At 58.5% G+C, this 26,859-nt stretch carries 23 protein-coding genes and 1 pseudogene; 11 read left to right on the plus strand and 13 right to left on the minus strand.

Annotation, left to right across the window (positions count from 1 at the left end; genetic code table 11):
• Positions 1 to 306: 306 nt before the first annotated feature.
• Both FHT85_RS27700 and FHT85_RS27705 read left to right on the plus strand, forming a co-directional pair.
• Entirely contained in the window at positions 307 to 804 is a 498-nt protein-coding gene (locus tag FHT85_RS27700) for an HIT domain-containing protein (RefSeq protein ID WP_112339545.1), read from the plus strand.
• A gap of 563 nt (positions 805 to 1,367) precedes the next feature.
• Positions 1,368 to 1,538, plus strand: a complete 171-nt coding sequence (locus tag FHT85_RS27705) for a hypothetical protein (protein WP_183774635.1) — start codon at positions 1,368 to 1,370, stop codon at positions 1,536 to 1,538.
• Between the two features lie 184 nt (positions 1,539 to 1,722).
• Here FHT85_RS27705 and repC read toward each other — a convergent pair whose 3' ends face one another.
• From repC to FHT85_RS27725, 4 genes are all read right to left on the minus strand, one after another.
• Positions 1,723 to 2,946: a plasmid replication protein RepC gene (gene repC, locus FHT85_RS27710; RefSeq protein WP_112413148.1), complete on the minus strand. Its 1,224-nt coding sequence runs from the start codon at positions 2,944 to 2,946 to the stop codon at positions 1,723 to 1,725.
• Positions 2,947 to 3,132: 186 nt separating this feature from the next.
• Positions 3,133 to 4,167: a plasmid partitioning protein RepB gene (gene repB, locus FHT85_RS27715; RefSeq protein ID WP_112413147.1), complete on the minus strand. Its 1,035-nt coding sequence runs from the start codon at positions 4,165 to 4,167 to the stop codon at positions 3,133 to 3,135.
• Positions 4,164 to 5,387 carry a plasmid partitioning protein RepA gene (gene repA / locus FHT85_RS27720; RefSeq protein ID WP_112400185.1) on the minus strand — a complete coding sequence of 408 codons (1,224 nt, stop codon included), beginning with the start codon at positions 5,385 to 5,387 and terminating at the stop codon, positions 4,164 to 4,166. Before repA ends, repB begins: the two co-directional genes overlap by 4 nt.
• An 873-nt stretch (positions 5,388 to 6,260) precedes the next feature.
• Positions 6,261 to 7,166: a LysR family transcriptional regulator gene (locus FHT85_RS27725; protein WP_183774638.1), complete on the minus strand. Its 906-nt coding sequence runs from the start codon at positions 7,164 to 7,166 to the stop codon at positions 6,261 to 6,263.
• A 90-nt stretch (positions 7,167 to 7,256) separates the two neighbouring features.
• Between FHT85_RS27725 and FHT85_RS30885 the strand changes: the two genes are divergently transcribed.
• Together FHT85_RS30885 and FHT85_RS30890 are read left to right on the plus strand one after the other, a co-directional pair.
• On the plus strand, positions 7,257 to 7,820 hold the full coding sequence (locus FHT85_RS30885) for a nitrilase-related carbon-nitrogen hydrolase (RefSeq protein ID WP_281412990.1): 564 nt from the start codon (positions 7,257 to 7,259) through the stop codon (positions 7,818 to 7,820).
• Positions 7,821 to 7,851: 31 nt separating this feature from the next.
• Positions 7,852 to 8,175: a nitrilase-related carbon-nitrogen hydrolase gene (locus FHT85_RS30890; protein WP_281412991.1), complete on the plus strand. Its 324-nt coding sequence runs from the start codon at positions 7,852 to 7,854 to the stop codon at positions 8,173 to 8,175.
• 28 nt (positions 8,176 to 8,203) lie between these two features.
• Here the strand turns inward: FHT85_RS30890 and FHT85_RS27735 are convergent, their stop codons facing one another.
• Positions 8,204 to 8,824, minus strand: coding sequence for a class GN sortase (locus tag FHT85_RS27735; protein WP_183774641.1), 621 nt, complete (start codon positions 8,822 to 8,824; stop codon positions 8,204 to 8,206).
• On the minus strand, positions 8,821 to 11,079 hold the full coding sequence (locus tag FHT85_RS27740; RefSeq protein ID WP_112413145.1) for a marine proteobacterial sortase target protein: 2,259 nt from the start codon (positions 11,077 to 11,079) through the stop codon (positions 8,821 to 8,823). The genes FHT85_RS27735 and FHT85_RS27740 overlap by 4 nt, the downstream gene beginning before the upstream one ends.
• A gap of 170 nt (positions 11,080 to 11,249) precedes the next feature.
• Between FHT85_RS27740 and FHT85_RS27745 the strand changes: the two genes are divergently transcribed.
• Positions 11,250 to 12,011: a multiprotein-bridging factor 1 family protein gene (locus tag FHT85_RS27745; RefSeq protein WP_112413144.1), complete on the plus strand. Its 762-nt coding sequence runs from the start codon at positions 11,250 to 11,252 to the stop codon at positions 12,009 to 12,011.
• Positions 12,012 to 12,019: 8 nt separating this feature from the next.
• On the opposite strand, the pseudogene FHT85_RS27750 reads toward FHT85_RS27745, so the two are convergent.
• Positions 12,020 to 12,768, minus strand: a pseudogene (locus FHT85_RS27750) (2OG-Fe(II) oxygenase).
• Positions 12,769 to 12,964: 196 nt separating this feature from the next.
• Here FHT85_RS27750 and FHT85_RS27755 point away from each other — a divergent pair.
• A complete protein-coding gene (locus tag FHT85_RS27755; protein ID WP_112339554.1) occupies positions 12,965 to 13,474 on the plus strand; it encodes a cytochrome P460 family protein in 510 nt (169 codons plus the stop codon).
• A 158-nt stretch (positions 13,475 to 13,632) separates the two neighbouring features.
• On the opposite strand, the gene FHT85_RS27760 is transcribed toward FHT85_RS27755, so the two are convergent.
• A complete protein-coding gene (locus tag FHT85_RS27760; RefSeq protein WP_162709839.1) occupies positions 13,633 to 13,824 on the minus strand; it encodes a hypothetical protein in 192 nt (63 codons plus the stop codon).
• Positions 13,825 to 13,949: 125 nt separating this feature from the next.
• Here FHT85_RS27760 and FHT85_RS27765 point away from each other — a divergent pair, with 125 nt between their 5' ends.
• On the plus strand, positions 13,950 to 15,236 hold the full coding sequence (locus FHT85_RS27765; protein WP_112413182.1) for an epoxide hydrolase family protein: 1,287 nt from the start codon (positions 13,950 to 13,952) through the stop codon (positions 15,234 to 15,236).
• Between the two features lie 151 nt (positions 15,237 to 15,387).
• Here the strand turns inward: FHT85_RS27765 and FHT85_RS27770 are convergent, their stop codons facing one another.
• The 3 genes from FHT85_RS27770 to FHT85_RS27780 all read right to left on the minus strand — a co-directional run bounded on the left by FHT85_RS27770 (position 15,388) and on the right by FHT85_RS27780 (position 18,867).
• Positions 15,388 to 16,539, minus strand: coding sequence for an MFS transporter (locus FHT85_RS27770; protein WP_112413183.1), 1,152 nt, complete (start codon positions 16,537 to 16,539; stop codon positions 15,388 to 15,390).
• A gap of 280 nt (positions 16,540 to 16,819) precedes the next feature.
• Positions 16,820 to 18,031, minus strand: a complete 1,212-nt coding sequence (locus FHT85_RS27775) for an MFS transporter (protein WP_112339557.1) — start codon at positions 18,029 to 18,031, stop codon at positions 16,820 to 16,822.
• Between the two features lie 11 nt (positions 18,032 to 18,042).
• Entirely contained in the window at positions 18,043 to 18,867 is an 825-nt protein-coding gene (locus FHT85_RS27780; RefSeq protein ID WP_112413184.1) for an aldo/keto reductase, read from the minus strand.
• Between the two features lie 167 nt (positions 18,868 to 19,034).
• Here FHT85_RS27780 and FHT85_RS27785 point away from each other — a divergent pair, with 167 nt between their 5' ends.
• Both FHT85_RS27785 and FHT85_RS27790 read left to right on the plus strand, forming a co-directional pair.
• The gene (locus tag FHT85_RS27785; RefSeq protein WP_112400176.1) at positions 19,035 to 19,943 is read left to right on the plus strand and encodes a LysR family transcriptional regulator; all 909 of its coding nucleotides are present in this window, start codon (positions 19,035 to 19,037) and stop codon (positions 19,941 to 19,943) included.
• A 92-nt stretch (positions 19,944 to 20,035) separates the two neighbouring features.
• Positions 20,036 to 21,487: a GAD-like domain-containing protein gene (locus tag FHT85_RS27790; RefSeq protein WP_112413188.1), complete on the plus strand. Its 1,452-nt coding sequence runs from the start codon at positions 20,036 to 20,038 to the stop codon at positions 21,485 to 21,487.
• Positions 21,488 to 21,502: 15 nt separating this feature from the next.
• Here FHT85_RS27790 and cueR read toward each other — a convergent pair whose 3' ends face one another.
• On the minus strand, positions 21,503 to 21,952 hold the full coding sequence (gene cueR / locus FHT85_RS27795) for a Cu(I)-responsive transcriptional regulator (protein WP_112413185.1): 450 nt from the start codon (positions 21,950 to 21,952) through the stop codon (positions 21,503 to 21,505).
• A 319-nt stretch (positions 21,953 to 22,271) separates the two neighbouring features.
• Here cueR and FHT85_RS27800 point away from each other — a divergent pair, with 319 nt between their 5' ends.
• Together FHT85_RS27800 and FHT85_RS27805 are read left to right on the plus strand one after the other, a co-directional pair.
• Complete coding sequence (locus tag FHT85_RS27800; RefSeq protein WP_112413186.1) at positions 22,272 to 23,747, plus strand: multicopper oxidase family protein; 1,476 nt, start codon at positions 22,272 to 22,274, stop codon at positions 23,745 to 23,747.
• 181 nt (positions 23,748 to 23,928) lie between these two features.
• Positions 23,929 to 25,263, plus strand: a complete 1,335-nt coding sequence (locus tag FHT85_RS27805; RefSeq protein ID WP_112413187.1) for an acetyl-CoA hydrolase/transferase family protein — start codon at positions 23,929 to 23,931, stop codon at positions 25,261 to 25,263.
• Between the two features lie 172 nt (positions 25,264 to 25,435).
• Here the strand turns inward: FHT85_RS27805 and FHT85_RS27810 are convergent, their stop codons facing one another.
• Positions 25,436 to 26,527, minus strand: a complete 1,092-nt coding sequence (locus FHT85_RS27810) for a porin (RefSeq protein WP_183774643.1) — start codon at positions 26,525 to 26,527, stop codon at positions 25,436 to 25,438.
• Positions 26,528 to 26,859 lie beyond the last annotated feature (332 nt).

Genomic DNA, 26,859 nt, shown 5'->3' on the forward strand with positions numbered 1-26,859 from the left:
CTGACAGCTGTCAGGGTATTGTTGTGAGCGCGGAAACCAGACAGAACTTATTCCGAAGCCGGCTCAAGCGACCTTGAGGTGCCGAACGCCAGAGAACTTCACAGCATATCGTTACCGCCATCTATTTCCTCGGTGTAATCTGCCGGGCGCCAAGCAAGATTTGCAAATGGAGTGGACCATACTGTCTGCCCCTTCATTCAGACCAATAAATGGGGTCGGCTCATGCTCACCGGATTCCACACCGCTTTTGCGCTAGGCGCGGGGTAAAAATAGCCGGCGAACAATCGCAGGAACAGGAGAGCCGAAATGAGGCCCGCTTCACAGTTTTTCATCGCTGAAACCGACGGATGGGTTGTAAGTCATCGCGCGAACTCTGCCCTCCCCGGCTATCTTGTCGTTGCCTCGAAGAGATCTGCAGATGATCTGTCAGACTTATCCGATGACGATTTGCGCGAAATCGGTCCGTTGTTGGCGCTGTTTCAAGCTGCCCTGAAGGAGGAGCTCCGCGTTCCGCGCGTCTATATCGGGCGCTATGGTCACAGCTCCGGACTCGCTTTTCATTTCCATATCATTCCTATCTATGAGTGGGTCGAGAAACTGTTCTGGCGAGACGCCCGATATCGGCTCCTCGGGCAATTTACGGAAGGGGAGGAGGAAAGCGAAACGGACGGCGCCGAACTAACCCTGTTCGTCTGGCGGGAGTTCTGCGAACGTGCGCTGCCGCCTCCTATCCAAGGACCGACCGTTTCCGAAGCAATCGACCTTCTGCGCAAGACAATACGTCTCCGTTTGCAGGCTATCTGAAGGATGTTGCTGAACGACAATTTGCTTGACTATTCCCTCCCGTGTCTTGCTATACATCACAAAACAAGCGCAATATCTCGCTGTTCATACCCGAATTCAGCACCGTCTAACTGCCAGATTTCTCAGCGAAAATTTCTAATCCCGAAGCTATATGGGCATTAGCTTCCATAAGCCATATCGCGTTAACTGAACTTTTTATCGACCGCGAGATGTGCACCCATTGGCGCCGATTTTTTCTTCAGCAGAGGGGAAATAGTCTCTGAGCGAGTAATCCGAGCGCACTTATTCGCGGTTCCATTCCCACATTCGTCCCATGACCGTTCCAATGACTCGATCTCGCTGGAATAATGATGAGACACAATGCACTGCGTATTGTCGATTAAACCGGGATCTAATCTCTGAAGCTCAATTCCACCCCTTTTGAAAATTCGTCGAGCGAATTGCTGGCGCTAAAGTTCATTACAAAATCGTAAGGGTGCTATTCATTTTCGGTTAAGCCTTAATCGGTCATCAAAGTCATGCGTAAACACGCAGCATCACCCCCAATGCTTATGAGGTTTCACATGAAAAGCCTGCTTCTCTCCACTGCCATCGCCCTGGCTTCGGTCGTTGCCGTCAGCGCTCCCTCCCAGGCCGCTCCATTTCATCGTCATCACCACAATTGCTTTGTGAAGACCGTAAAGCATAGGGTTCATGGCCATTGGGTGGTTCGCAAGGAGCGCATCTGCCATTAACCCAATGCGCGGCTTTGGCCGTCGGCAAGGTTCGATGGCCAAAGCTGAATGGCTTGCCCCAGCCATATCGCTTGCGAGAATGTATATCTTGCGGCCTCTTTGCTGTGTTGACCCGAAGGCTCATTCCGATCGCATACCGTTGGTGTCTCGGAACCAGCGCATCTCAGCAAGCCGATCTGATATGTCATGAAACTTCTAATACGATATCGCCGTACCCCGCGTTTGTGCGAAGCAACGCCATAAGTACCGGACCAAGTGAAAATTCGCCGCGTTTTGCCTTGCCTGCAAGATCGCGTAGATAAGCACCGGCTGAGTTGATATGCCCTGATCGCTCAAGAATGCAGGCCATCGTCACGGCGGCATTTTCCGGCCCCATCGTCTCGCAAGCCTGCTGATAGGCCGAGGGCGTGACACCGAGCATCGATCGCACCACGATGGCTGCAGACATGAGATCTCGCCAATTGCTGATCACGCCTGCAGGGGCATAGGAGCTAATTTCGGGGCAAGCCTTCAGCACGAGAGCTAACGGGAAGATGCGCATCGGCTCTTTTTGTCGCTTGTCCGGTTTCCGAGATCTTGCTTCCAGCTTTGTTCGAAAGCCTGGTTCAAGTTCACTAAAGGATTCGGGATTCGAATTCTTTATGTGGCGCTCACCATGGGCATCATTGGTGCTATAATTTTCAATTTTCTGCTGTTTTTCCAGCAGGTTGATGATTTCGCCGCGTAGTAGCTCCATATCACTGAGAATAGAGGTGACCTCAGACATCATCGGGGAGCGAGGAATGCGCGCGAGGAGGGCACTATAGGTTTCTTCGATCCGAGGCCAGTCGCCCTCGACGCCTTCCGTGATAGCCGCCGCAATCAGTTTACGGACGTCGCGCCGGCAAATTGTCAGGCTCTCTTTGGCCCGCCGAAAAGCGATCCGATCTGCCACGACCTGTTGAGCCATGATTGCAAGTTCTTCGGCGCGCAACAACAGTGGTGAGATATCGAAGCCGAATGCGTTTTCGATCTCGCCTGTTCGGCCTTTTCTCGCATAGCGCTTGCCATTGGCGCTATCCTTGCGAACGATCAGGCCAGCCTCGACGAGAAATGCCAGATGCCTGCGAAGCGTGGCGCCTGCAATGCCATGGGCTCGTAAGGTCAATTGCGTATTGGATGGAAAGACGATGAGCTTGGCGTCCTGACGAAGCTCATTGTCGGGATAAAAACTCAGCAACGCGTCGAGCACCGCCAAGCTGCGATCTTGTAGACCGAGCTTTTCTCGTGCTTCGGATATGTCTCGAAAGACTTTCCATTTATCGGCCGTCTTGTTTGGTTCGATCGCGGACGTGGCGACCTGCCGTCTCATTAAGGCAAGCGTCATCGGCCGCCGCCCAAAGGGCGTCGTCACACTTCCGTTCTGCATTTTCTTCACCTTCAAGAGGCAAAAGAAATACGATCACCAAAAACGGTGCCAAAAACTCTTGACTGTGATTCGGGGAAATGCGATTCTTCAGTTGCTACATTGAAGAGAAGGCTTCCACGACGGCAACGTTTGGGGGCCTTTTTTCTTTTGCTAGTTTCCTTTCCAATCAGAAAACCCTGACAGCTGTCAGGGGTTGCGTTTGTCTCTGAAACGAGTGAAGCGCTCGACAAGATCGGGCAACTCCTCCTCGATAAATCTCACGAATTCCGTACCCAGTTTGCCCTCGGCAGAGATTCGAACTTCCCGAGGGGAGGTCATGAACACACCCAACCTAGTTCCGGATGTATCGGAAATCGCAATTTGCGTGTTGCGAGGCTCAGACGGAGGCTTGATTGCCTTCAGCGCCACCTGAAAGCGCTGGTCCGAGGTTTCATTGGCCCTGTTTGCATCCAAGAGAGCGGCGCGCACCACATCAAGAGCATTCGGGGCTGCGGATATGGCCTTCGCCAGATCCAGCCAACGCGGTCTGCCAATCTTCGGAGCCCTGCCGATCGCTTCAATGATATCTGCCGGAATTGCGCGATAGACACTCCGCATTCGCGCAAGTTCCGCGTCCTCGATCGAGAGAGCCGCATAGATGTGGCGCGCCTTGATGCCCGCATCATCCATGCGCGAGGCAAACAAGGCGCGTTCGATCCATGTCAGATCCTGCCGGCTGGCATTCTCGATGCCCTGCGCCAGAACCAGATCGAGATCGGAAATCTCGACTTCTATGGCACGGACGGTGCGACCGAGCTCTAGAGCAGCCCGCCATCTGCGATGGCCGTAAACGACCTGATATCGATCGCTTGAAGAGGGGTGCCGTCGAACCTGGATCGGAACCTTTTGGCCTTCCTCCTCAATGGAACGCTTGAATCTCTCGAAATCCTGAGGATCATCGTCAGGCAGGCGATCCGGATAAGGAGAAGCATCGATCACCTGAGGATCGAGGTCCTGTATCCAGCCTTCGCCGGATTCGACAATGGCACGCAGCCGGTCACGCTCGGCGCGTATGTCGCCGATCGCCCGATGCGCGGCCCCGATCACGCCGGCACCGACACGGCCGGTTTGCGCGGGGGCAGGGGCCGGCGGCGATGAATCCGTTTTGTTTTCGCTGCTTTCCAACTCCGCTGAGAGCAGACCGAAACTGGCAACGATGGATTTTCTCGGGCTTTTGCTCATCCACGTCCCCAACTTGCATTGATGAGTTGCACGATCGCCTCGTTGACGGCGTCGACGGCCTCACGCGCGCGCTTGTGCGTATCTCGGCCGATCTGCCCCATTTCCAGCTCGTAGAGGGAGCGCTTTGCAAGTCCGGCGGCCTCGACTGCGGTGCTCTCTATCGCCGTCGGCAACAAGACGTCGGTGCCGAAGAGATGGCGCAACATCGCAACGACCTGGGACTGCGGTGCATCGTTCGGATCGTGACGCGTTACCAGATAGCGAATGAAATCATGATCGAGCTGCGCACCGCTTTCGTTGAGCACGCTGATCAGGTCGCCCATCATGAGTAGGAATTGGCTCATCGATGCCACGTCCAGCATGGCCGGATGTACCGTGATGATCATGCTCGTTGCGGCATAAATAGCGCTGAGGGTCAGAAATCCGAGCGACGGCGGCGTGTCGAGGATGACGATGTCGTAATCGCTTTCGACTTCGGACAGCGCTAGCTTAAGCCGCTCGAAAAAGATCACGCCGGAGCCGGATTTTTGAGCCAGGACGCGAGGGGTCTCGTGCTCATACTCCATGACCTCCAGGTTGCCTGGAATAAGGTCAATGCCGTCGAAATAGGTTTTGCGAATGATCTCGCGGATGGGACGCCTTTCGGCCGCCTCATATCGAAGTGCCGCATAGATGGTTTCGTTGGCGCCGACATCGATTTCCGGCTGCGCGCCAAACATGGCCGAAAGCGATGCCTGCGGGTCGAGATCGAGGGCAAGCACGCGATAGCCATGCAGCGCGAGATAATGTGCAAGATGAACGCAGGTCGTCGTCTTGGCGCTGCCACCCTTGAAGTTGGCAATCGCCATGACCTGTAGATGTTCGCCCGGTCGGCGCCGAGGCAGGAAGCGAAGCGCTTCCGTAGGCTTCTGCCTGGCAAACAGTTCCCGCAATTCGTTGATCTGGGCAAGCGTATAGACCCGGTGATTGTTCTCCAACCGGCTTGGAACAGGACCGCGGCCTTCACTCGACATCAGCTTCAATGTCGAATCCGGGATAGACGTGAGCTTTGACACTTCATTGGTCAGGAACTGGCGTAGCATCTTCTCGGATTTCGGCGGATACATACGCGTTCTGAGCTGCTGGAGCTGACCAGACAGTACAGTTGCGTGCCGCGCGATCTTGCTGGCTGCATTTTCCTTTGAAGGAGCTATTGTCTCCGTGCGGTTCGCTATCGCCATTTATCCCTCTTGGCGGCCTGTCGCCGGTTTGCCGACATTTGCCCGCCAGAACATAGAACACGATTCTGTCAGGCCGTCCAGAGATTAACGGATAATGAACGGTCAGCGTGTGACAGCCAGGACTTTGGCCGGGCCGTTTAACGCGCTGTCTTTCCTGCACTTTCTGCAGCCACCCGCTGGAAATAGCTGCGGATGAAGGCTTACGCTTTTGACTGCATAATGTCGTTGCCGCCGATCTGGCGATCTCTATCCGGCTAAGATTGTAACGATTTCGACAACGGGAATCACCGAATGGGGCTGTGTGAGTCGGCTTCGTGCGGATGCTCTCACACAGGATCTCCGGCTTTCCCTTTCAGCGATCATGGCAGAAGTGCAGGCAGCGAGCATATAGCCGTTCGGCATGCCTGGAGCGTTGAGCGGATCAGGCTCTGCCGTCTTTTGTTACCCCCCGGGCGCTGTGCGCCTGCCATGGATAAAGGCTGGATAAGTTCATGTAACGGCCATTGAAAATATCCGCTGTGGACGAATCACCGCCTTCCCTTGTCGAAAGTTGGATCGGCCCTAGTTTGCGAATCATTAATGATTTGTGAGGGTTAGTAACTTTGAACTATGATTGGAGCGGCGTCAGGACACGGCGCATCAAAGCGATCAAGATGGCAGTTTCAGTGATGATCGCAGTGGCGGTGCTGGGTATGCCGACAATGCTTTGGCTGCATGGTTCGTTTTGAGCATCAGGGCACTCGAACCGTCCGACGACGAGGTCGGGCAGTCTCACGTTTAGCGTCTTTCGGAGAACGGGGTTGGATGCATAACCTCATTGCCGGCAACGAGAGCGATCGCTTGCATCGCAGAATGCCGATGCAAGCTAGGCCTTTATCCCCATTGCCACTCGGAGGCTGGGTGGTCGAATTCCAGATTCTTCGTTACATGATCTACAAAGCCGGCTAACAGGGGGCTCGTATGTTTGCGATGCCAGCAGATTCCTACCGGCCATTTTGATTCCGGTCCTGAGAGAGATTGCGTGCGGATGGACCCCGCCAATGCCCGCACGCCATGCCAAGGTAGGAATGCCGCGCCCAGGCCGGCAGAAACGATGGCGTGCACGGTCAGTATGTCGTCGGCATATTGGGCGACGCGAGGCTCGAAACCGGCAAGCGAACACCAGCGCCTGATCTGGTCATCCAGTCCCGGTCCGCGCGACGGCGAAAGTGCAACAAACCCGAGTTCGTTCAGCTCCGACAGCCGATCCTGGGCCGGCATGGTCACCCCACTTGGAAGCGCCAAGGCTAGATACTCTTCGACGACGGGCATGAAAGCCAAGCCGCGATCGTCCTCCGGCGCGCGGCAGAAACCGATATCGAGCCGGCCGTCGAGCAGGCGCTGATGCTGTTCCCGCGATGGCAGGTCGTTGAGCGTGATACTGCAATCTGGCGTCGCCGCGCGAAAACCGGCGATCAGCCGTGGTGCGACGGCAAGTGTCGATATTCCAAATCCGATATCAAGATATCCGGTAAGGCCGGCTATGGCGCGATGCATCTTCCTGTCGACGTCGTCGTTCAATTGGAGAAGCGGGCGTGCTTCGCGCTGCAGAAGTTCTCCGAGAGGCGTCAGTTTGGCGCCATGGCGGCCGCGCTCGAACAAAGCTCCGCCCATTGCAGCTTCCAAAGCCTGAATCTGCTTGGTCAGGGTCGACTGGGTGACGAACAATTTTGCCGAAGCCTTGCCGTAGTGGCCGGTGTCGATCAATTGAATGAAGGATCGGAGAAGCTTTATTTCCATTCTGTCCAGGAATAATTTTAATCGATAAAGTCATTTTACGAAAGAGATGGCGCGTGGTCAAATTGCTTCATGGCGAAAGGAGCTATCGACATGGCGCTCAAAATTTCATCCGTGCAGTTTCAGCATTGGGCCAATGACAAGGCCTACAATCTCTCGCGTATAGAGCATTTCACGGAAGAAGCCGTTCAGGCTGATAATCAGCTCGTCGTATTTCCCGAGATGTGCATCTGTGGATATTGGCATGTTCCCAAGCTCGATGGTCCCGCGCTGCAGGCGCTGGCTGAGCCACTCTCCGGTCCCTCGATCAGTCGAGTAGCTGCCCTGGCGCGGGAGAAGGGCATCGCGATCGGCGCCGGCTTCCTCGAGCTGGGTGAAAACGGAAAGCTCTATAATAGTTACGCGGTCTGCATGCCGGATGGACACATCCATCGCCATCGCAAACTGCATGCCTGGGAGCATCGCCTTATTTCCAGCGGCGATGCCTTCACGGTCTTCGACACACCTTGGGGAATTCGTGCCGGCATCCTGATCTGCTGGGACAATAATCTGATCGAGAATGCGCGCGCCACGGCGCTGCTTGGCGCCGAATTGCTGATCGCTCCACATCAGGCCGGCGGCGGCCATTCACGAAGATCCGCAGGCGATCGAGGCTGAATTTCGAGGTCCGAACGGCCGGGAGTGGTTCATGCGCTGGCTGCCGTCGCGCGCCCACGACAATGGAATGTTCCTCGTCTTCAGCAATGGCGTCGGACAGGATGAAGACGAAGTGCGCACCGGCAATGCCATGATCCTCGATCCTTATGGTCGCATCCTGGCAGAAACCTGGGCGGCGACCGATGCGAGGGTGAGCGCTGAAATCGATCTGGCCTTGCTCGACAAATGTACGGGCCAGCGCTGGATAAGAGGCCGCCGCCCGGAACTCTATGGTATCCTGACGCAACCCAATGCCAACGGCCTCGCACCCATGGACGCGCGCTACTCGCAAGCGTCTACCCGCAACAGCGGGTAGGGTAGATTTCCATATGGCTGGCCGTGGTCTATTTCGTCGCCGTTTCTTCGAGATCGGCATAGACCAGATAGCGAAGTGGCCCCGAGGTCACGGCGTCAAAGGGAAAGCATGTCGCCAGGACGAGATGGGCGCCACGCGCATCGGGGTCGATCTCTGCTTTGTCCCAGCGGGCAATCGCCATGTGAGTCACGTGGAAAGTGAAGGTCCGGCCATCGCTGCGTGTGATGCGGATACGGTCGTTCACATGGATATCTTTCAGGAAAGTAAAATGGGTATCGCGGTGTGCTGCATAGACCGCTGTACCCTCTTCGCCTGCCTGCGGGGTATTGTCGAGATGGCCTGGGCCGAAGGCAAGCGCCTGGCCGCTTGCACCCTTCAGGGCGATGACGGAAACGCCAAGGCGCGGAACCTCGATACGCGCCACCGGCCAGGTATCGGCCCAGCTCCAGGGCTTGATCGGTGCGCCTGATATCACGCTCTCGGCAAAGGCACGTTCCAGCAGCACCTGGGCCAAAGCCGCCTTGGCGTAGATCCATCCGCCTTGCGCGGCGAGGAAGAGACCGGCGGCAATGAAAATGCCGGCCGCAAAAGTCAGAAGGGAGCGCGCTGGCGCGCTCCCGATGGTTTGGAGGCGAGTGGCGGCGATCATGTCCGGCTCCTTCGCGATGCTAGGAACAGCAGCGAAGCCCCACACAGAAGAGCAAGCAATCCCTGGAGAATGAGAAGCATTCCAGGCGTTGCGGTCTGCGGTAGCGGAACGCTGGCCTGAGCCGGTGCGGAGATTGGCTCAAGCTCCGCATCGCCATCGGCACCCTGCGACTTGTCGTCTGCCTGCAGATGCCTGGTGTCGGCTTTCGCATCGCGCGTTGCACCGATGCCGAGGAGCTTGTTGTAATCCCAGCCCGCCGGAAGCTGCAATGGAATGTCGGCCTGTGTCAGCGGCGCGTTTGTCGGCCGCAGACGCTTGGTATCGACGGCGACGAGACTTGTGAGGCGCGTGACCAGATGATGGTCGAGAGCCAATTGCAGGATACGCTTGTCGGCATCGGCCTGCGAAATCTTGCCGAGCGTGAGATTGACCTCGGCATCATCGATCTGGCGCCGTGCCCAGATCTTCGAGATGCCCTTGGCATTGCTTGCCTGATCGAGCGGCAGGGAAATCGTCCATGGGCGGTCACCGATCTTGCCGCTGACGGTGAGGGTTCCGGCTGCTTTTCCCATCCGGGCCGCCAGAACGAGCGGTTCGCCATGGTAGATGTCGGGCAGGAGGTTGGGCGACAGGCTGACATTCTTCTCCGAAAAGGCAGCGACGACATCGGTGACGGCGGGGTTTTCCAGCTTGTCGAAAAGGGCGCGCATGCGCTCGTTCACTTCTGCGACCGACCCGATATGGGTAAAGCTGCCACGGCCAAGTTCGGCGGCGCGGCTCATCAGGTAGGTGTTCGGCGCCGAGCCGATGCCGACCATGAAGATGCGGGAGCGCCCGCGCGACTTCGCGATCGCATCGAGAAGCTGCTGCTCGTTGCTGACTTCGCCGTCGGTCAGGAACACGACCTGGCGCAATCCGTTCGCTTGATGGCTGTCGTCGAGTGCTGCTTGAAGCGGTGGCAGCATTTCCGTTCCGCCGGCAGCTTCCAGACCGGTGACGAAGCGGCGGGCCGAGGCGATATTTTCAGCCGTCGCCATGACCGAATCGGGGAAGAATTTGGTCATCGTGTTGTCGAAGCGGATGACGTTGAAGCGATCATTCGGCTCAAGCCGGGACAGGGCATAATCGAGGCTCGCCCTTGCCTGTTCGATCGACGTGCCGCCCATCGACCCGGAATTGTCGATGACGAAGACCACTTCGCGGCCCGCCTTCTGCGGCGTTGCCACCGCCGGCGGCATCACATAGGCAAGCACATAGTCATCCTTGCCGACACGCTCGCGGAAGAGACCGACGCTTGGCATATTGCTTGCGATCGCGCTCCATTCGAGCACGAAGTCGCGATCTGCAGTCGCATCGCCATCAAGGGCGATCCGGCGCTCGGTGTCGTTTACTTTGTCGATCTTGACCGAATGATAGAGGCTTTTCACGTCATCGAGCGGGAAACCGGCGTTGAGATTGACCTTGAGGGTGACAGGGTTGGTGCGGTCGTCGCCAGGTGCCATCAGGGGCGCCGAGACAGGCTTGTCGCTAAGCTTCCGCGATGAGCTCTGTTTGGACTGACCCCAGCCGGCCTTCAGATCGGCTTGCTGTGTAATGGGCGAGGCATCCCGCGGCGTGTAGCGCGGAGCCACAACCAGGGGAACTCGCAGGGAGAAACGCCCGTCGGCGAGATGCACGGCCTGCTGATATTCGATCTGAACGACGATCTTTTCATGCGGGCCTATGTTTGCGACCATATTGGTGAAGACGTTCGGGCGCTGCTGTTCGACGAGGGACGCCTTCTTTCCCTCTCTGCGCGCTTTCTCGTATATGGCGCGCGCAGCCTGCTTCTCCTTGATATCAGCGATAACAACCCGGTTGCCGACAATCATCTTTAGGGAATAGACGGCGCTGTCTTCCGGGAGAGGAAATACGTAGAGGGCTTCGACCCATTTGTCGGTCGTGTTCTCGAAGGCTTGCGTGAGGACGGCGCGTGCCGTCGGTCCATTGACGTCGAGATCGACATCGGTCGCAAGGCGGGGCGCCTCTATATATTTTCCTTCGTCCTTGGTCTGAAGAAGAAGGCTGCCGGTGCCCATTTCGTTCGGCGTGACGAAGGCTGTCGGTTGCGCGTGCGATTCCAGCGGATGCAGCAGTGCGAAAATGACGGCAAGCACCGGCAGCAGGATGGCATTGCTGAACCAGAGCAGCAGGCCGAATCTGATGAGGAAATTTTGCCGCTTCTGGTAGCGCGAGACGTTTGGCGAGGCTGACATGACAGGCTCCTTGTTCGCTGGTGGATTGACTGAAGCCATTGTGAACAAAGGCTATTTTCTCGCCAGCGTAAGCTTTGCCCTGTTTCGTCCGCATCTTGCCGCAAACGGTCTTGCCGGTTACGGCCATGTGTGGAATTGTGAAAAAAATTACGCAAACAGGAAACGAAGGAATGGTCCAGGGCGACCCCTATTTGTCCGACAGCCAGAACAGCGCCGTGGCAGTGCGGGTTCGCGAGGAGATCGCCAGACGGCGCATTTCCCGGCAGCGTCTTGCCAATGACGCGCGCATCAGCCTTTCGACCTTGGAGAAGGCCCTTTCCGGCCACCGTCCCTTCACGCTCGCGACCCTCATTCGGCTGGAGCAGGCGATGGGTGTCGTCCTGCGGGAGCCGGCTGGAACGCAAGCGACCGTTGTCAATGACAAGCCCGGCCATGCCCCCGAGGAGCTTGGTGCCTATTCCCGCGCCTCGGTTTCCTGGCTGGAGGGCACTTACCTAACGCTTCGTCCGTCCTTCGGCGATGCGAAGGCGATTTTCGCCTATTGCACCGAGATCGCCTGGGATGGAGAACGGACCTGTCTGAGCTTCCGGGAACGCGAGCGTAGTGATGCCTCTTTTTCACAGCAGGGCTCGGTGTCGGTGCCGCACCTGTCGGGGCATATCTACCTGGTGACGAATTCGTCCGGGCAGTATCGCATGGCGATATTGTCGAGGCCCAGTATCACCGGCGAGATGTTCGGCTTGCTGACGACATTGCGCGCCGGGCAAGGGTCGCACCTCACACCTGTTTCGACGCCGCTCGCCCTCCTGCCCATGTCGGCTTTCGCGCCGCCGTCGCTCGGGCGCGTCTTGGCGGGCGATCAGAATCACGAGGCATACTCGGCCATCATGCACAGAATTATCGGAGAAAATTACGCCGGCTTCGTCGGTTAGCGGCGCCCTTAACGGGCGTCGTGAAAGATGATCCCCACAGTGTGGCGCATGCCTGAGCGGACGCGGCTTACCCCGTGCCTTAGATTGACACGGTAGCTGCCCTTTGTGCCCTGCACGGGCCGGTTATGGACCGCAAAAGCGACGGCGTCGCCTTGCCGAAGCGGCACGACTTCCACGCGGCTTTGCATGCGCGGCCGCTGCTCGGTCAGGACAAACTCGCCGCCGGTGAAATCGCGGCCCGGCTCGGAAAGCAGAATGGCCACCTGGATCGGAAAGGCAAGCTCGCCGTAGAGATCCTGATGCAGGCAATTGAAGTCTCCCGGCACATATTGCAGCAGCAGCGGCGTCGGACGCCTCTGGCCGGCTTCGTGGCATTGCCTCAGGAAGGCGGCATGCTCATCGGAATAGCGTTCGGCGAGCCCCTGCGTTCATTCCACCGGTTTGCGATGCCGGCGAGGTGGGGATAAAGCGCTGTGCGCAGTCCACCGAGAAGCCCCGGCAGCGGATAGTTGAAATAGCGGTATTCGCCTCTTCCGAAACCGTGACGCGCCATGATGATGTGGCTGCGGAAATGACGTTCCTCGGAGTAGAGCCCGGAGACCGCAGCGCATTCATCGGGTGCCAGAAGCTTCGGAAGGACGACGCAGCCGAAGCCGTCAAGCTCTCTTGCGAGCGACGGCCAATCATAAGCGTCGACCCGAGCCTCTATAGAGTTTTCCGTGAAAGCCGGTGCGGAAGTGGAGATCGATATGTTCATGTCGGGTCCTCGGAAGCCGTGATAAGCTGAAGTCTAGCGTTCGAACCGGAGCGGTAGCCACCCGATTTCCGATGAGCAGCTCACACGAATGGGTTTCCCTGGCTACATTGCGATACAATCGAGCCGTTTCCTGAAATTTAGCGGATACAATTCCCGGCGATCTTCTGCGGGATTATCCGTCAGGCAGGAGTCAAAAATGAAGTTCGCATTCCTTGGCGCATTGGCCGTCTCAAGCCTTGCCGTCGGCATCGCCGCGTCTCAATCGGCAGGTTCTGCAACGCCGCCGGAAAATGCCTCGCCGATTTACGGCGTCACCATACCGGAAGGCTATCGGGACTGGAAATTCATTGCGCCGGCACAAGAGGCTCCACCGCTTGACGAACTTCGCGCGGTACTCGGCAACGATATCGCTATCGACGCCTATAAAAAGGGTACCCTGCCTTTTCCGGATGGTTCGATCCTCGTCAAGCTTGCCTATAAGCGCAAACAATCAACGGAGTTCGCGCCGGCAACGGTGCCTGGAACGCCGACCACGGTGCAGGTCATGGTGAAGGATTCCAAGAAATATCCCGACAGTCACGGGTGGGGTTTCGGACGGTTCATCGACGGCAAGCCGGTCGACGTTGCGCAACATGAAACCTGTCTCAGCTGCCATGTCGGCAACGTCAGGGATCACGACTACGTCTTTACGCGCTATGCGCCGTAAGGTGCGGCAACGCGATTGAGTGAAATTTGCCGGTCTGATCTCATCATATCGCGGCCGGCCGGCTATCCATGGTTTCTCCTCCCGCCAGGATAGCCGCCCCTATTTTGCCCATAGGCGAGCGCCGCTTCGAGCAGGTAGCCATCGAGCCGCTTCCATCATCATGGAAGAGGAACTTCGCAAGCCCGCGCCATCTCTATGGGGTCGCCGCAGGGCTTAGCAGCCCGCATTGCCTCATCTCCCACCCCAAGATTCTCCAAAAATTCCTCTTCACTGGCTACTCGGCCAAGTTCCATATTTTTCGGGTACATTTTGCCGCTGGCAAAGCCAAAACGCAGAGTTCTGTGTTCCATTGTAGCCTCGGTCGATCCGGACAAAGAGGGATACAATTTGGCTGGGTTGAGGACACAACCGGGATACACGCCGAAAGCAAAACTTCGCGGCATTCAACAAACCTCCCAAACATTTGGAGATTCCGATGTCGCCTTTATCCTTCTCAATGAATAGACGCGCCTTTGTGACTGCGGCTGCCATCGCCGGTGCAGCCTCGCTCCTGAAGCCCGCCATATCCTTTGCCGCATCGGACGCCTTGCCTGATGGTGTGAAGCCGCTCAAGGTCCATATTCCCAACAGCGCGATTGCCGAGTTGAAGCAGAGGCTTGCGACGGCACGCTGGCCGCTCAAGGAGAATGTCGCTGACGACTCCCAGGGCGTGCAACTCGAACGCCTGCGCGATCTCGTTGGATATTGGGCCGACGGCTATGATTGGCGAAAGGTGGAACAGAAGCTCAATTCCCTGCCGATGTTCGTGACCGAAATCGATGGGCTGGATATTCACTTCATTCACGTGCGCTCGCCGCATGAAAACGCAATGCCGCTGATCATGACCCACGGCTGGCCGGGCTCGGTTCTGGAAATGCTCAAGGTGATCGATCCCTTGACGAATCCGACCGCTCACGGCGACAAGGCCGAAGACGCCTTTCATCTCGTGGTGCCATCGATTCCCGGTTTCGGCTTCTCCGGCAAGCCGACGACGAGGGGCTGGGGTTCGGACCATATCGGCCGTGCTTGGGGCACGCTGATGAATCGCCTCGGATATGAGAAGTTCGTCTCGCAAGGCGGTGATTGCGGCTCGGTCATCTCCGAGCGCATGGCGCATCAAAAGGTGCCCGGACTGCTGGGCATTCATCTCAACATGCCTGCGATCGTTCCAAAAGAAATCGTGCCGATCTTGGCTGCAGGTGCCCCGGCGCCCGCAGGTCTCACTGCGGACGAACGCGCCTGCTTCGACAAGCTTGCGATCTTCTACCGGGACAGCGCTGCCTACGCCCAAATGATGGTTACGCGTCCGCAGACGATCGGTTACTCGCTCGTCGATTCACCGATCGGAATGGCCGCGTGGATGTACGACAAGTTCGCCGAGTGGACCTATAGCAACAAGCAGCCGGAAAAGGTTCTCACTCGGGACGAGATGTTGGATGACATTTCTCTCTATTGGTTCACGGAGACGGGTACCTCGGCAGCCCAGATCTATTGGGAAGACCACACCAACAATTTCAACGCTCTCGAAAGGATCCCTTCCGTGCCGGTCGCGGTTAGTGTCTTTCCGGGAGAAATCTATCAGGCACCCAAGTCGTGGACGGAGCGTGCCTTCGGCAATCTGATCTACTTCAACAAGACCGAGAATGGCGGCCACTTTGCGGCCTGGGAGCAGCCGGCGATTTTCACCAACGAAGTCAGGGCGGCATTTCGCTCGCTGCGTTAAGCGGGCAGAGGCTCCTGGTTTGGTGAAAGCACCGCAGGCGAGCGATGCCCCACGCTGGGCTGCGGAGGAGGGGGAAGCGTATAGCGTTCCCCCTCACAGCGAATAACGGATCCTGGCGAAGATGGAGGCGACTTCAGCGATAGGAGAGCCCTTATGCAAAAGCGCTGCGGCGTGCGGAGAGCGACCCGACGCCCATCAAGGCGGCGAGGATGACCGGGATGCAGACAAGGTAGGCCGTGCGAATTCCTGCATGTTCGGCAACGAATCCCAGCAGCGGCGGAGCCAGGAAGAAGACGACGAAGGACATTTGTCCAAGTGCCGCAACATTGACATGGGCCGGACGATCGGTGCGCTGGGCGGCGGCCGAAACCGCAAGCGGATAAACAGCGCTGCAACCGGCGCCGATGAGGGCAAAGCCCAGCAGCGCCACATTGGGGTGGGGTGCGACCCAGACGGCGCAGAGGCCGGCAGTCGAGAGGAGCAACAGCGACAGTGCAACGGAGCGGGAGCCGAAGCGATCGACGAACTGGTCCGCAAACAGCCTTGCCAGCGCCATGAAGAATGTAAAAAGCGTCAATCCGAGACCGCCGACGAACGGCTCGACATGAAAGACGTCGCGCATATAGATCGCCGACCAGTCGATGCCCGCGCCCTCGACCAGGAAGGCAGCAATGCCAATGACGCAGAGAGGCAGCAGGCCGAGTGTTGGCAGCGCAACATGCCCGACCTCCGGATGATCCTGTGCCGGGCGGGCGGGCGCATTGCGCATGCCGGCAATGACAAGCGAACCCACGATCAGCACGAAAGTGAATGTCAGGGCAAGGTGCAGCTGCATCGAAATGCCGGCCTGGCGGATGACCGAAGATGCGAGGGCGGTGACGAAGAAGCCGAGGCTCCAGAACCCATGGGCGCGGTTCATCACGCCCCGGCCAAGCTGCGCCTCGATGCGATCGATCTCGACGTTGAGATTGATTTCAAGCGCTCCGGCCAGCAGACCTTCACAAAGCAGGATGGCAAAGACAAGCGGAGCAACGCCCATCCAGGGCACGAGCGCCAGGGATGCGGAAGTTCCCAGCACGGTGATGAATGCCGTCTTGCGCGCGCCCAGACGTGCAACGATCGGGGAGGCGAAGGTGAGCGATATCAGCGCCCCGATAGCTGCGCCGATCAGTGTCAGACCGAGCTCCGATTTGTCGATCTGCAAGGCGTCCTGCAGATCGGGAAGGCGCGACAGCATTGCGCCCATCGATACCGCAAAGAGGAAGAAGCAGACATAAATTCGCTGCTGCGGTTCAAGACGCATTTCGATGCTCCGGAAAATCTGAACACGAGAGATGGAAAGGGTCTATCCGAAAGCAACCAGCGCTGGCAATACGAAGGCCTTTAATTCATAAGACAAATTAGAAGTGCCGGCCAATTTCGGTAAGTGCGGCACCGGCCAGCACTATACGACAAGGCGTGCCTTCGACAGGACAAAGCCACAAGCATCCCCGGGATGCGCAAAACCGCCTGCAGGCGATGGCATCAACCTGCAGACGGCATGATCAGGCTTCATTATCGAGGGCTTGGACGCCTTGAGCTTATCAAGCGCCGCAATTTGCCGGGAGCGATGACGGTTTGCGCGTACCGATCAACACCAGCGCCAAGCCGGCGGCGGCCAACACGCCTCCGGCAATCGCGACCGCCGCATAGCCGAAGCCGAGGCTGATGACGGCGGCACCGGTGGCCGCCCCCAGAGCATTGCCGAGATTGAAGGCTCCGACATTGATGGAGGAAGCAAGCCCCGGCGCTTCTGCCGCTGCTTCCATGACGCGCATCTGCACGGGCGGGACGAGGGCAAATGCCGCGCCACCCCAGAGAAGCAGACCGATGGCGGCACCAACGTGGGTGATCATTGCCAGCGGCAGCGCGAACATGATAGCTGCGAGCAAAGCCAGGAAGATCCTGGTCGCACCGTCGAGCGACCAGTCGGCGAGCCGTCCGCCAAGCCAGTTGCCGATCGTGAAGCCTACGCCGATCAGGACCAACCCAAGGGTCACGAAGCTATTGGATGCGCCGGTAAGTTCGGTGAGAGCCGGAGCGACATAGGTATATAGCGAGAACATCGCGCCTGCGCCCATGACGGTGGTTGCCATCGCAAGCAGCACGGTGGGGTGAGTAAGTACGGTAAGTTCCCGCCTGATATCAGGCATCGCGCCGCGCTCGCCTTTCGGCAGGGCGAACCATAGCGCTGCAATGGCGGCTATGCCGATCAGTGCCGTTCCTGCAAAAGCCATGCGCCAGCCGATCGCTTGACCGACCCAGGTTGCGGCCGGCACGCCGCCGATATTGGCGATCGTCAGTCCCATAAACATCGCGGCTACCGCGCTTGCCTGCTTTTCCTTCGGCACGACGCTTGCCGCCACCACCGCGCCCAGGCCGAAGAAGGCGCCATGGTTAAGGCTGGTGACGAGCCGGGCAAGCAGCAGCGTGAAGTAGCCCGGCGCCATCGCCGACATGAGATTGCCGATCGTGAAGATGCTCATCAGCAGCATCAGTGCCGTGCGCTTGCCGAAGCGGCTGAAGGCGAGCGTCATGAAGGGGGCGCCGACCATAACGCCGATCGCATAGGCGCTGATGAGGAGGCCTGCCGTTGGGATCGAGACGTCGACCCCCTTGGCGATGACCGGGAGAAGTCCCATAGGCGAAAACTCGGTCGTGCCGATGCCGAAGGCGCCGATCGCAAGGGCGAGAAGCGCCCATCGGGCGTGAGAGGATGTTTGGACCTTTTGGGCCGTCGAAATCTTGGTGTCCATGTTGAAGCTCCTTAGGCGTCCCATTCGGGCGCGAGACCGGGCGGGCTGACGATCCGGCCATCCGGGCGTGCGAGATCGGCGATGGCGGCCATATCCGCCTCGTCGAGATTGAAGTCGAAGATTGCGATGTTTTCCTTGACGCGCTCCGAGTTGGCCGACTTGGACAAAGCGATGTGGCCTTGTTGGATCAGCCAGCGAAGACCGACCTGCGCGGCGCTCTTGCCGTATCTGGCGCCGATCCGCTGCAGCACTGGATCCTTCGGCACCGCACCGTCGGCCATGCCGTAGTAGGCGGTGATCGCAAGACCGCTTGCTTTTGCGGCCGCAACGAGCGCGTGCTGGGGCAGATAGGGATGGATTTCGACCTGATTGGTCACGATCGGCGTGCTGGAAAGTCTGACCGATTCCCGCATCTGGGCGATATTCTGGTTGCTGACGCCGACGAAGCGGGTTTTGCCGGCGGCTTTGACAGCGCTCAGCATTTCGATCTGCTCCGCGACCGGCACCTTGTCGCCCGGCCAATGCAGCAGCAGGAGATCGACGCGGTCGGTCTTGAGCTTGTCGAGACTCTCGTCGACCGAGGCGGCGAACTTCTCGTCGCTGTAATTGTCGACCCAGACCTTCGTGGTCAGGAACAGCTCGTCTCGTCGTGCACCGGCGGCCGTTAGGGCTCGGCCGAGTGCCGCCTCGTTCTGATAGATCTGTGCGGTGTCGAAATGACGGAAACCGGCCTCCAGTGCGGCCGGGATGACCCGCTCTACCTCTGCGTCCGACATGCGGAAGACGCCGAAGCCGAGCGCGGGAATTGTTGCGCCATGGGCGGTAACGGTAAGCATCGGAAACTCCTTTTGAAAGCCTCGGCGGCTACGGCCGCCGTGAATGGATCGAGCACCGGACTTGATGGCGCAATCTCTTCCGCCTATGAAATAGAGAGCGCGTTCTCGCTTGAGAATTGGCTGAGTTTTCACTTTATTTGTGAAACTAAATCAAAGATTGGTGCTCCATGGACAATCGTGCTGGCGAAATGCAGGTATTTCTTCGTGTGGTGGAAGCCGGCAGCTTTTCGGAAGCGGCGCGCCTGCTGCGCATGACACCTTCGACCGTCAGCAAGCTGATCTCCCGCATCGAAGCCAGGCTCGGCGTGCGGCTCGTCGAGCGTTCCACCCGGCGGCTGTCGCTGACCCCGGAGGGCCAGATCTATTATGAGCGCAGCCAGGCCCTGCTGCACGATCTCGATGAGGTCGAACAGGAGCTGGCACAGGGTGCGACGACGACCGGCGGCACGGTGCGGGTCAATATTGCCGTTGCCCTGGGGGTGCTCGGCCTCGAGCCGCTCTTGCCGGAATTTTGGCGGACCTATCCCAATGTTGTCGTCGATCTGTCGCTTTCCGATGAAATCGTCGATCTTTATCTCGACCGCACCGACGTTGCTTTTCGGGTTGGGGCTTTGCCGGCTTCAGGCATGATTGCACGCCGCATCGGTATTGCACGCCGCAAGATCGTCGCAGCGCCCAGCTACCTCGATCACCACGGAATACCGCTGGGTGTCGATGATCTCTCGCGGCACAATTGCCTGGGCTTCAATTTCCGCCGTCTTGCACCTGTCTGGCCGGTGCGGGAAAGCGGCCGCATCGTCGATCGCGCCATGACGAGCTCGCTGCTTGCCAATAATGGCGAAACCGTGCGGCGCATGGCGCTGGCGGGTGTGGGGCTTGCCCGCATGGGTGACTATCACGTGAGGGCCGATATTGCGGCCGGTCGTCTCGTCGAGGTGCTTGCAGATGTCGTCGAGCCGGACGAGGAGCAGATCCATGCGGTTTTTCTCGGCGGCGCGCGCATGCCGCAGCGCGTGCGCGTCTTCCTCGATTTCGTCGTGCCGCGCCTCCGGCAATTTCTGGATGGCGAAGCCTGAGCCGATTGCCTCGATCAGGTGGGGAATAGGGAAATTGCGTGGCTGGACGATCGGTATCTTGTCCGATGGACGCCGCCGTCCATATACAACTTATGTTTGATCGCCTTGTTCTTCCGTTTCGCCGCCTTGCTCTTCACCGCTTCATCGCAGAGCATCCGCCATCGCGGCAGGTTTCCCGAGCTGACAGCGAGCTCGTCGCCGCCTATGAAGGCATTCTTCCCGCCAGCCTTCTCGAATTGTGGCGTCGCAAGGGGCTTGGGTTCTATGGCGAAATGCAACTGGCCCTGATCGACCCGCGACCATGGCAGGCCGTGCTTAACCGATGGATCATTTCGCCGCCGGATGACGTGCGGCGCATCCCGATTGCACTGACGCCATTCGGCGTCCTTCTATATTACCGCAAGTTGACGGCAACCGACGAGGATGTCGTCTTCATCGATCCCGTATCGAAAAGGACGAGCGACCTGGCTTGGAGCCTCGATGAATTCTTCAATCGCTTCCTTTGCGACAGGCAGTCGCTTGAATCCCTCATTTCGCCGGCATTAGTGCGGTCGGCGCGTGAGGAATGCGGAGCACTCTCGTCGGGCGAGGTCTACGAGATCGACCAGATGCTGTTTTCGATGCAGATGCTGCGGATCGCGAAGGTCGATGCCTTCGAGATACACCGGCGTCTTCGCGACGCCGTCGATCCGCCCAGGCCGACGGCCGAGAAGCCAACGACGGTGGCCGACGCCTTGCCCGTCGAATATCGCCCCGGCTTCGAGGATGTTGCAGCCGGTCAGGGTCTGACCGGCCTATACTTGTCTTCCTATATCGACTGGCACAGGCTCCTGGCGCTTCGGGCCGATGGTCGTTACAACCTGTTGTTCTGGCGTATCCATCATCGGACTTTGGAACGCGTCGAAGTGCGTTTCTACAGCGGGGCCTATGAAACCTCCCGCAACGCTCAAGGTGATGAGATCGTTGAGCTCGATATCCGCTTGCGCACCGATTCCCTCGGCGGCGACGACAATGACGACCGTCTCGTGGTGATGCATTCGGGCGGAACCAGCTTCCTCCTGCGTGTCCACGATCTGGACGATATCGCAACGGCGATCGACGGCTGGAACGAAATGGGGCACAGCGAATACTATTTCCGCCGGGTCACGCTGGATGAGGCTTTCGACGAAGAGCCGAGCGACGGTCGTGCGGCACCGCCCTTTGCCGATCTTCCGCATGCCCTGCAGGCCCTTGTGCATGTCGAGCCGCTTCGCACCACGATTACGCATGTGGCGGACCCCAACCTTGACGAAGAGGACGACGGCGAAGGCACGGTCATGTGCACGCTCGATCTTGGCGAGGACGACGGACTGCGGTTCAACATGCCACTCTACTCGCCCCCCGACACCGGCCGCCATCTCAAGGGCTGGATCCGGGAAATGGCCCCTCATGCCTGCAAGGTCGGCGTCCAATATCGGCGCGGCGAAGACGGCACGATTGAACATGGCCCGGTGATCGGCGATATATTGACGACCCGCGCACCAGACGAGTCGCTGAGCGGATGAACCGATGAGCGGAGATCACTGAAGCGGCCGAGGTATGGCGCCCGCTCGAGGCTGGATTGACAGATTTTCGTCCTCCCGATCGGTTTCGAGCCGCTGCAGGATCGGGCAATGCGGACGATGGTCGCCCTGGCAGGAATTAACGAGCATGGTGAGTGTTTGCTCCATGTCCTGCAGGTCGGCGATCTTCTTCTTCAGCGCTTCGATATGGCCCTGAGCGAGGCGCTTGACCTCGGCGCTCTGGCGGCTTTCGTCGCGCCAGAGCCCCAAAAGCTCGCTGATTTCGGCAACGGCAAAGCCGAGATCGCGCGCCCGGCGGATGAAACGCAGCATGTGCACGTCGGTATCCGAATAGTCGCGATAGCCCGATGCCGTTCTGCCGGCCGCGGGGATAAGGCCGGTTTCTTCGTAATAGCGGATCATCTTGGCCGATACACCCGATGCTTTCGCCGCCTGTCCGATATTCATGAATGTTCTCCTGACAGGCACCGCCTGATATTGCCGATGGAAGGTGGGGCTTCCAACCATGGGAAGGTCAATAGCATATTTTTCGCCGCAGGACACTTGACCTTACCATGGTTGGAACCTCCATTTTGAGCACCATGAGATCGAAACAGATGAGAATTCTCATGGTGCTGCGACTTGAAAACATGACCTGCGGCGGCGACAGATCCGCCACCAAGGCAATCAGTCTGTCGATCCAGACGCCAGGATCGAGACCAGTCCGGATGCGTTCACGGTGGTGAGCGGCCTTATGAGGATATTGTTGAGTAAGAGGAAGCAATCGATGCATCGACGTAATTTTCTGACAGGGCTGGCGGGTCTTGCGATTTCCGGGCCGGCCGCGGCCCAGATGATGCATGACATGGGACATATGGGAGCAAACGGCGCTCATGACATGGCGATGACCGGCGGTAAGCCTGTCCTGCCGGAAGGGCAGCCTTTGCGGGAGCTGCCGCGTTTGCTGAACGAGGCCGGCGAAGCGGGTCTGTTCAAGGCAAGGCTTGCCGCCGGACCGGGGTTGGTTCGCTTCGCAGACAGGCTCGACACGCCGGCCCTCCTCTATAACGACGGAAATCCGGTGATCGAGGCGCGTGAGGGCGACAGGGTCGAGATCAGCTTCAGGAACGGCATTCCCGATGAACCGACGACAGTTCATTGGCACGGAATGCCGGTGCCGGCCGATCAGGATGGCAATCCCATGGAATCCATCGCCTCGGGTAGCGAGCGCCTCTATGCTTTCGATCTGCCGCAAGGCAGCGCAGCATGCTATTGGTTTCATCCGCATCCACACGGCTTCACCGCCTCGCAGGTCTATCGGGGTCTCGCAGGCATCTTTCTCGTGAAACCTAAGGTTGACCCGATCCCTGCGGAATATGGCGATACGATCCTGATGTTCACCGATCTTCGGATCGCCGAAGATGGAAGCATGCCGGCGAGCAACATGATCGATGTGATGAACGGACGCGTCGGTGATCATATCCTAGTCAATGGCCAGAAAAATCCGGTATTCCCCGCGAGGAAAGGGGAGAAGCGTCGCCTGCGCCTCTTCAACGCGACAAATGCGCGCTTCCTCCGGCTGACATTCGAGAATGCCGCCATGGCGCTTGTCGGAACGGATGGGGGGCTTATCGAAGCTCCTGTCGGCATCGACGATTTGCTGCTTGCACCTGCCGAGCGCGTTGAGCTCATCATATCCTTCGATAGGCCGGGAGCGGCAAAGCTTGTCACGCTCGACTATGATCGCGGGTGGATGGGACCCGGCAAGCCTGAAGCGGCCGGCATCACCCTGCTGACCGCCGATGTTTCAGAGGAGGCTGCACCCAACGTGCCACCGCTTCCCGCGACGCTGCGCTCCATCGAACACCTTTCTAAGCCGGCCGTCACGCGTCGCTTTGTGTTGACGGAATCCATGGAAGGCACGGAGATGAAGTTCCTCATCAACGGCGCTAGCTTCGATATGAAGCGCATTGACGAAGTTTCGAAAGTCGGACAGGTCGAGCTCTGGGAAATCGTCAACCAGGCGGATATGGACCATCCGTTTCATGTGCATGGGACACAGTTCCAACTTGTCGAACGCGAAAAGAATGGCGCGGTCACCCAGCCATCCTACCGGGCCTGGAAAGACACTGTGAATGTTGCCGCCGGCGAGACGGTCCGTATCCTGCTGCGGCAGGATTTGCCGGGGCGGCGCATGTATCACTGCCACATCCTCGAGCATGAAGATCTCGGCATGATGGGCACAGTCGACGTCAGGGCCTGACACTTCCATTTTTGCCGGTGTGAATGCGATGTTCGGGTCTTGCGCAAACAGCGGGTTCGGCGCTTTTATGTAAGCGTGTTCCACTGCAGCAAGCGCTCGCGGCGGCCTCGGAGGAGGGCCGGCCACGATCCAGCGGTGGATGCCAAATTGTGCTGACGGTGGCATTCAAGGGGAGGACTCGATGGCCGCTAATCATCAGACGCAATACCGCGAACGCGTGCGCTCTGCACATGAGGCCGTTGCCCTAATACCGTCCGGTGCGAAGATCGCCATGCCGATCGCCGCCGGCCAGCCGCCTGCCATCCTTGCAGCATTGGCCGAACGTGCACGAGCCGGCGTGGTGGACAATGTCCGGCTTTACTACCTGCTTTGCACGGGTGTCGCCGGTTCCAGTGTGCTCGACTTCGACCTACGCGACCGCATCATTCCCATGAGTTATTTTCATGGAGCGGTAGATCGTGCCTTGGATAAGCGGCGAATAGCGGAGACGCTGCCTGCCGCCGAAATCGTGCCATGCCATTTCAGCCAGGTGCCGCGCTCGCTTGTCGAGCATGTCGGCGTGGATACATTGATCGCTACCGTCTCGCCTATGGATGCGGACGGGAATTTCAGCCTCGGCGCCAGTACGGATTATGCCCTGGCGGTTGCCCGCAAGCCCGGCGCTCGGCTGATCCTCGAAGTCAATCCCAGCATGCCCTATGTGCGGGGCAATTGCATGATCCCGGTCTCGCGCGTCACGGCACTTGTCGAGAATGACGCAAACCTCCCGGCGCTTGCTGCCGCGCCTCGTTCGCAAGTCGATGATGCGATCGGTGCTATCATCGCCGGGCTTGTGGATGACGGTGATTGCCTGCAGATGGGCATCGGTGCACTGCCTGACGCAGTTTGCGCCGGTCTTTCACAGCACCGTCACCTCGGCATCCATACAGAAATGATGACATCGGGACTTGCCGCTCTGGTCAGGGCCGGCGTGGTCGACAATAGCCGCAAGCAGATACATTTAGGGCGAACCATCTTCACCTTTGCGCTGGGAGACAAGCCGCTTTACGACTTCCTGAACGATAATCCCGATGTCGAGGCGCATCCCGTTGATTATGTGAACAATCCGTTCGTCATCGCTCAGAATGATCGTATGGTGTCGGTGAATGCGACGCTGCAGATCGATCTCAATGGTGCGTGCAATTCCGAATTCGTCAACGGAAGGCAGTTCAGTGGCTCGGGCGGCCAGGTGGACTTCGTTCGCGGCGCCTATGGCTCACGCGGCGGCCGCTCGATCATCGCCTGTCACGCGACAGCGGCGAAGGGAACTCTTTCGCGTATCGTTCCGAACCTCACAGGTCCCGTAACGACGTCGCGCAACGATATCCATATCGTTGTTACCGAATATGGCTGGGTGAACCTCAAGGGCAAATCGGTGGCAGAGCGGGCAAAGGCGATGATCGGGCTTGCTCATCCCGATTTCAGGGAGGCGCTGGATCGTGCCGCTCATCAGGCGGGCTACTACGCGCCAGACTGATGTCGTTTCTGACGACAGGAAGGGCGTAGGTTCGCTGGGCAATAAGAAGGAACCGGAGGGAAACCGGATCCTTCCGGCTTTGATCGGAGGTCAACCGATTGCTATGAGAAGCCTGATGGATCGGTACATCAGGCTTCCCGTACCTGGTCCCAGGAGACCAGGTAGGTCGCTATTAGAAGCTACGCTGGAAGCGCAGGATACCAGCCCACTGATCCTGGTTCACAGAATCGAAGTTGGTGTAGGAGACTTCCGGCTCGATGAGCAGGTTCTTGACCGGGTTCCACTTGACGTTGGTGGTTGCGGCAAAAATCTTCGAGTCGGTGTAGGCGAGCTGCAGGTTCCACTTCAGCTTTTCGTTGATCGGAACGCCAACGCCGCCCCAAACAGCCCAGTCACCCCAGCCGCACTTCGATGCATCGTTAACCGGGCAAGCCGAACGATCGAGGTTGGTGCCGGCATACTTGTTCAGCTTGTCGCCGTCGGTGTTCCAGCCGCCCATCAAGAAGGCCGAGAAGGTACCGAAGTCAGCATCGACGCGAGCCTTGATGGCGCCTTCTTCGACGATCGAGTCGTAACCGCCAACGACCTTGAAGCCCCATGCGCCGGACTTGAAGCCAGCACCGGCAACGACGTCAGGAGCGTAGTGGTTGGCCTTGTCGTCCGATGCCCAGCTTGCGCCGTAGCCAGCGCCAGAACCGCTGGAGTTCGAGTCTTCAACCGAGATCACAGCCGTGAAGCCGTTGCCGGCGTCGTAGTTGTAGGTCAACTGGTTGAGTTCGTACGGACCGTCATAGATCACGTCGTCGTTGATGACGTCGCCGGCATAACCGATGTAGGAGTTGAACTGCGAGTCAGCCTTACCGACGAGGAAACCGCCGAGGCTGATGTTGGCGAACAGCAGCTTGGAGGAAGTGGAGTTGCCTTCCTGCCAGTCCCAACGGATGACCGTGTTGGTCTTCAGCGGGCCGTATTCGGTGTCGGTCGCGGTATCGAGGCTCAGCTGAGCGCGGGTGTGCCAGAGAGTGCCGTTATGGCTGTTGGCATTGTAGGCGTCGTACCACTTGCCTTCGGTACGGACCATGCCGCCGACCTTGAGGCAGGTTTCGGTGCCTGGAATGAAGAAGTAGCCAGCGCCGTATGCATCGCAGATGCGAACGTATTCCAGCGGCTCGGGCTCAGCAGCGACGATCGCGTCAGCCGCATGGGCGCCAGAAACTGCTGCCAGCGCAGCAGCGGAGCCGAGAAGAAGGCTCTTGATGTTCATTATTAAACTCCTGATTGCAACGGATCGTACATATTCCAAGGAGCGGGCACAACGGACCATCCCGGCGACACTGCTTGCAACAAGAAGCAACCACCAGGCATCTGCGAGAGACTGCGGGTATTATCCCCACCCCTTTGGAACCTCGTTAGCTGGCGGCTGAAATAACACCCCACCAGATCGCAAGCTAATTAGCTCCCGGCAACACAGCTATATACATTCTGATTGTTTGTAAATCAGCTCCGGAAGTATCCGGAAACGGAAAAAAGGGTTGTTGATTTCATGCAACACATGCCAGGCGGGAAAATTCGGCGGGAGAGGAGCCGGCCTCCTTA

Origin of the sequence: Rhizobium sp. BK312 (genome assembly GCF_014193605.1) — a bacterium.
Lineage (GTDB): Bacteria > Pseudomonadota > Alphaproteobacteria > Rhizobiales > Rhizobiaceae > Rhizobium.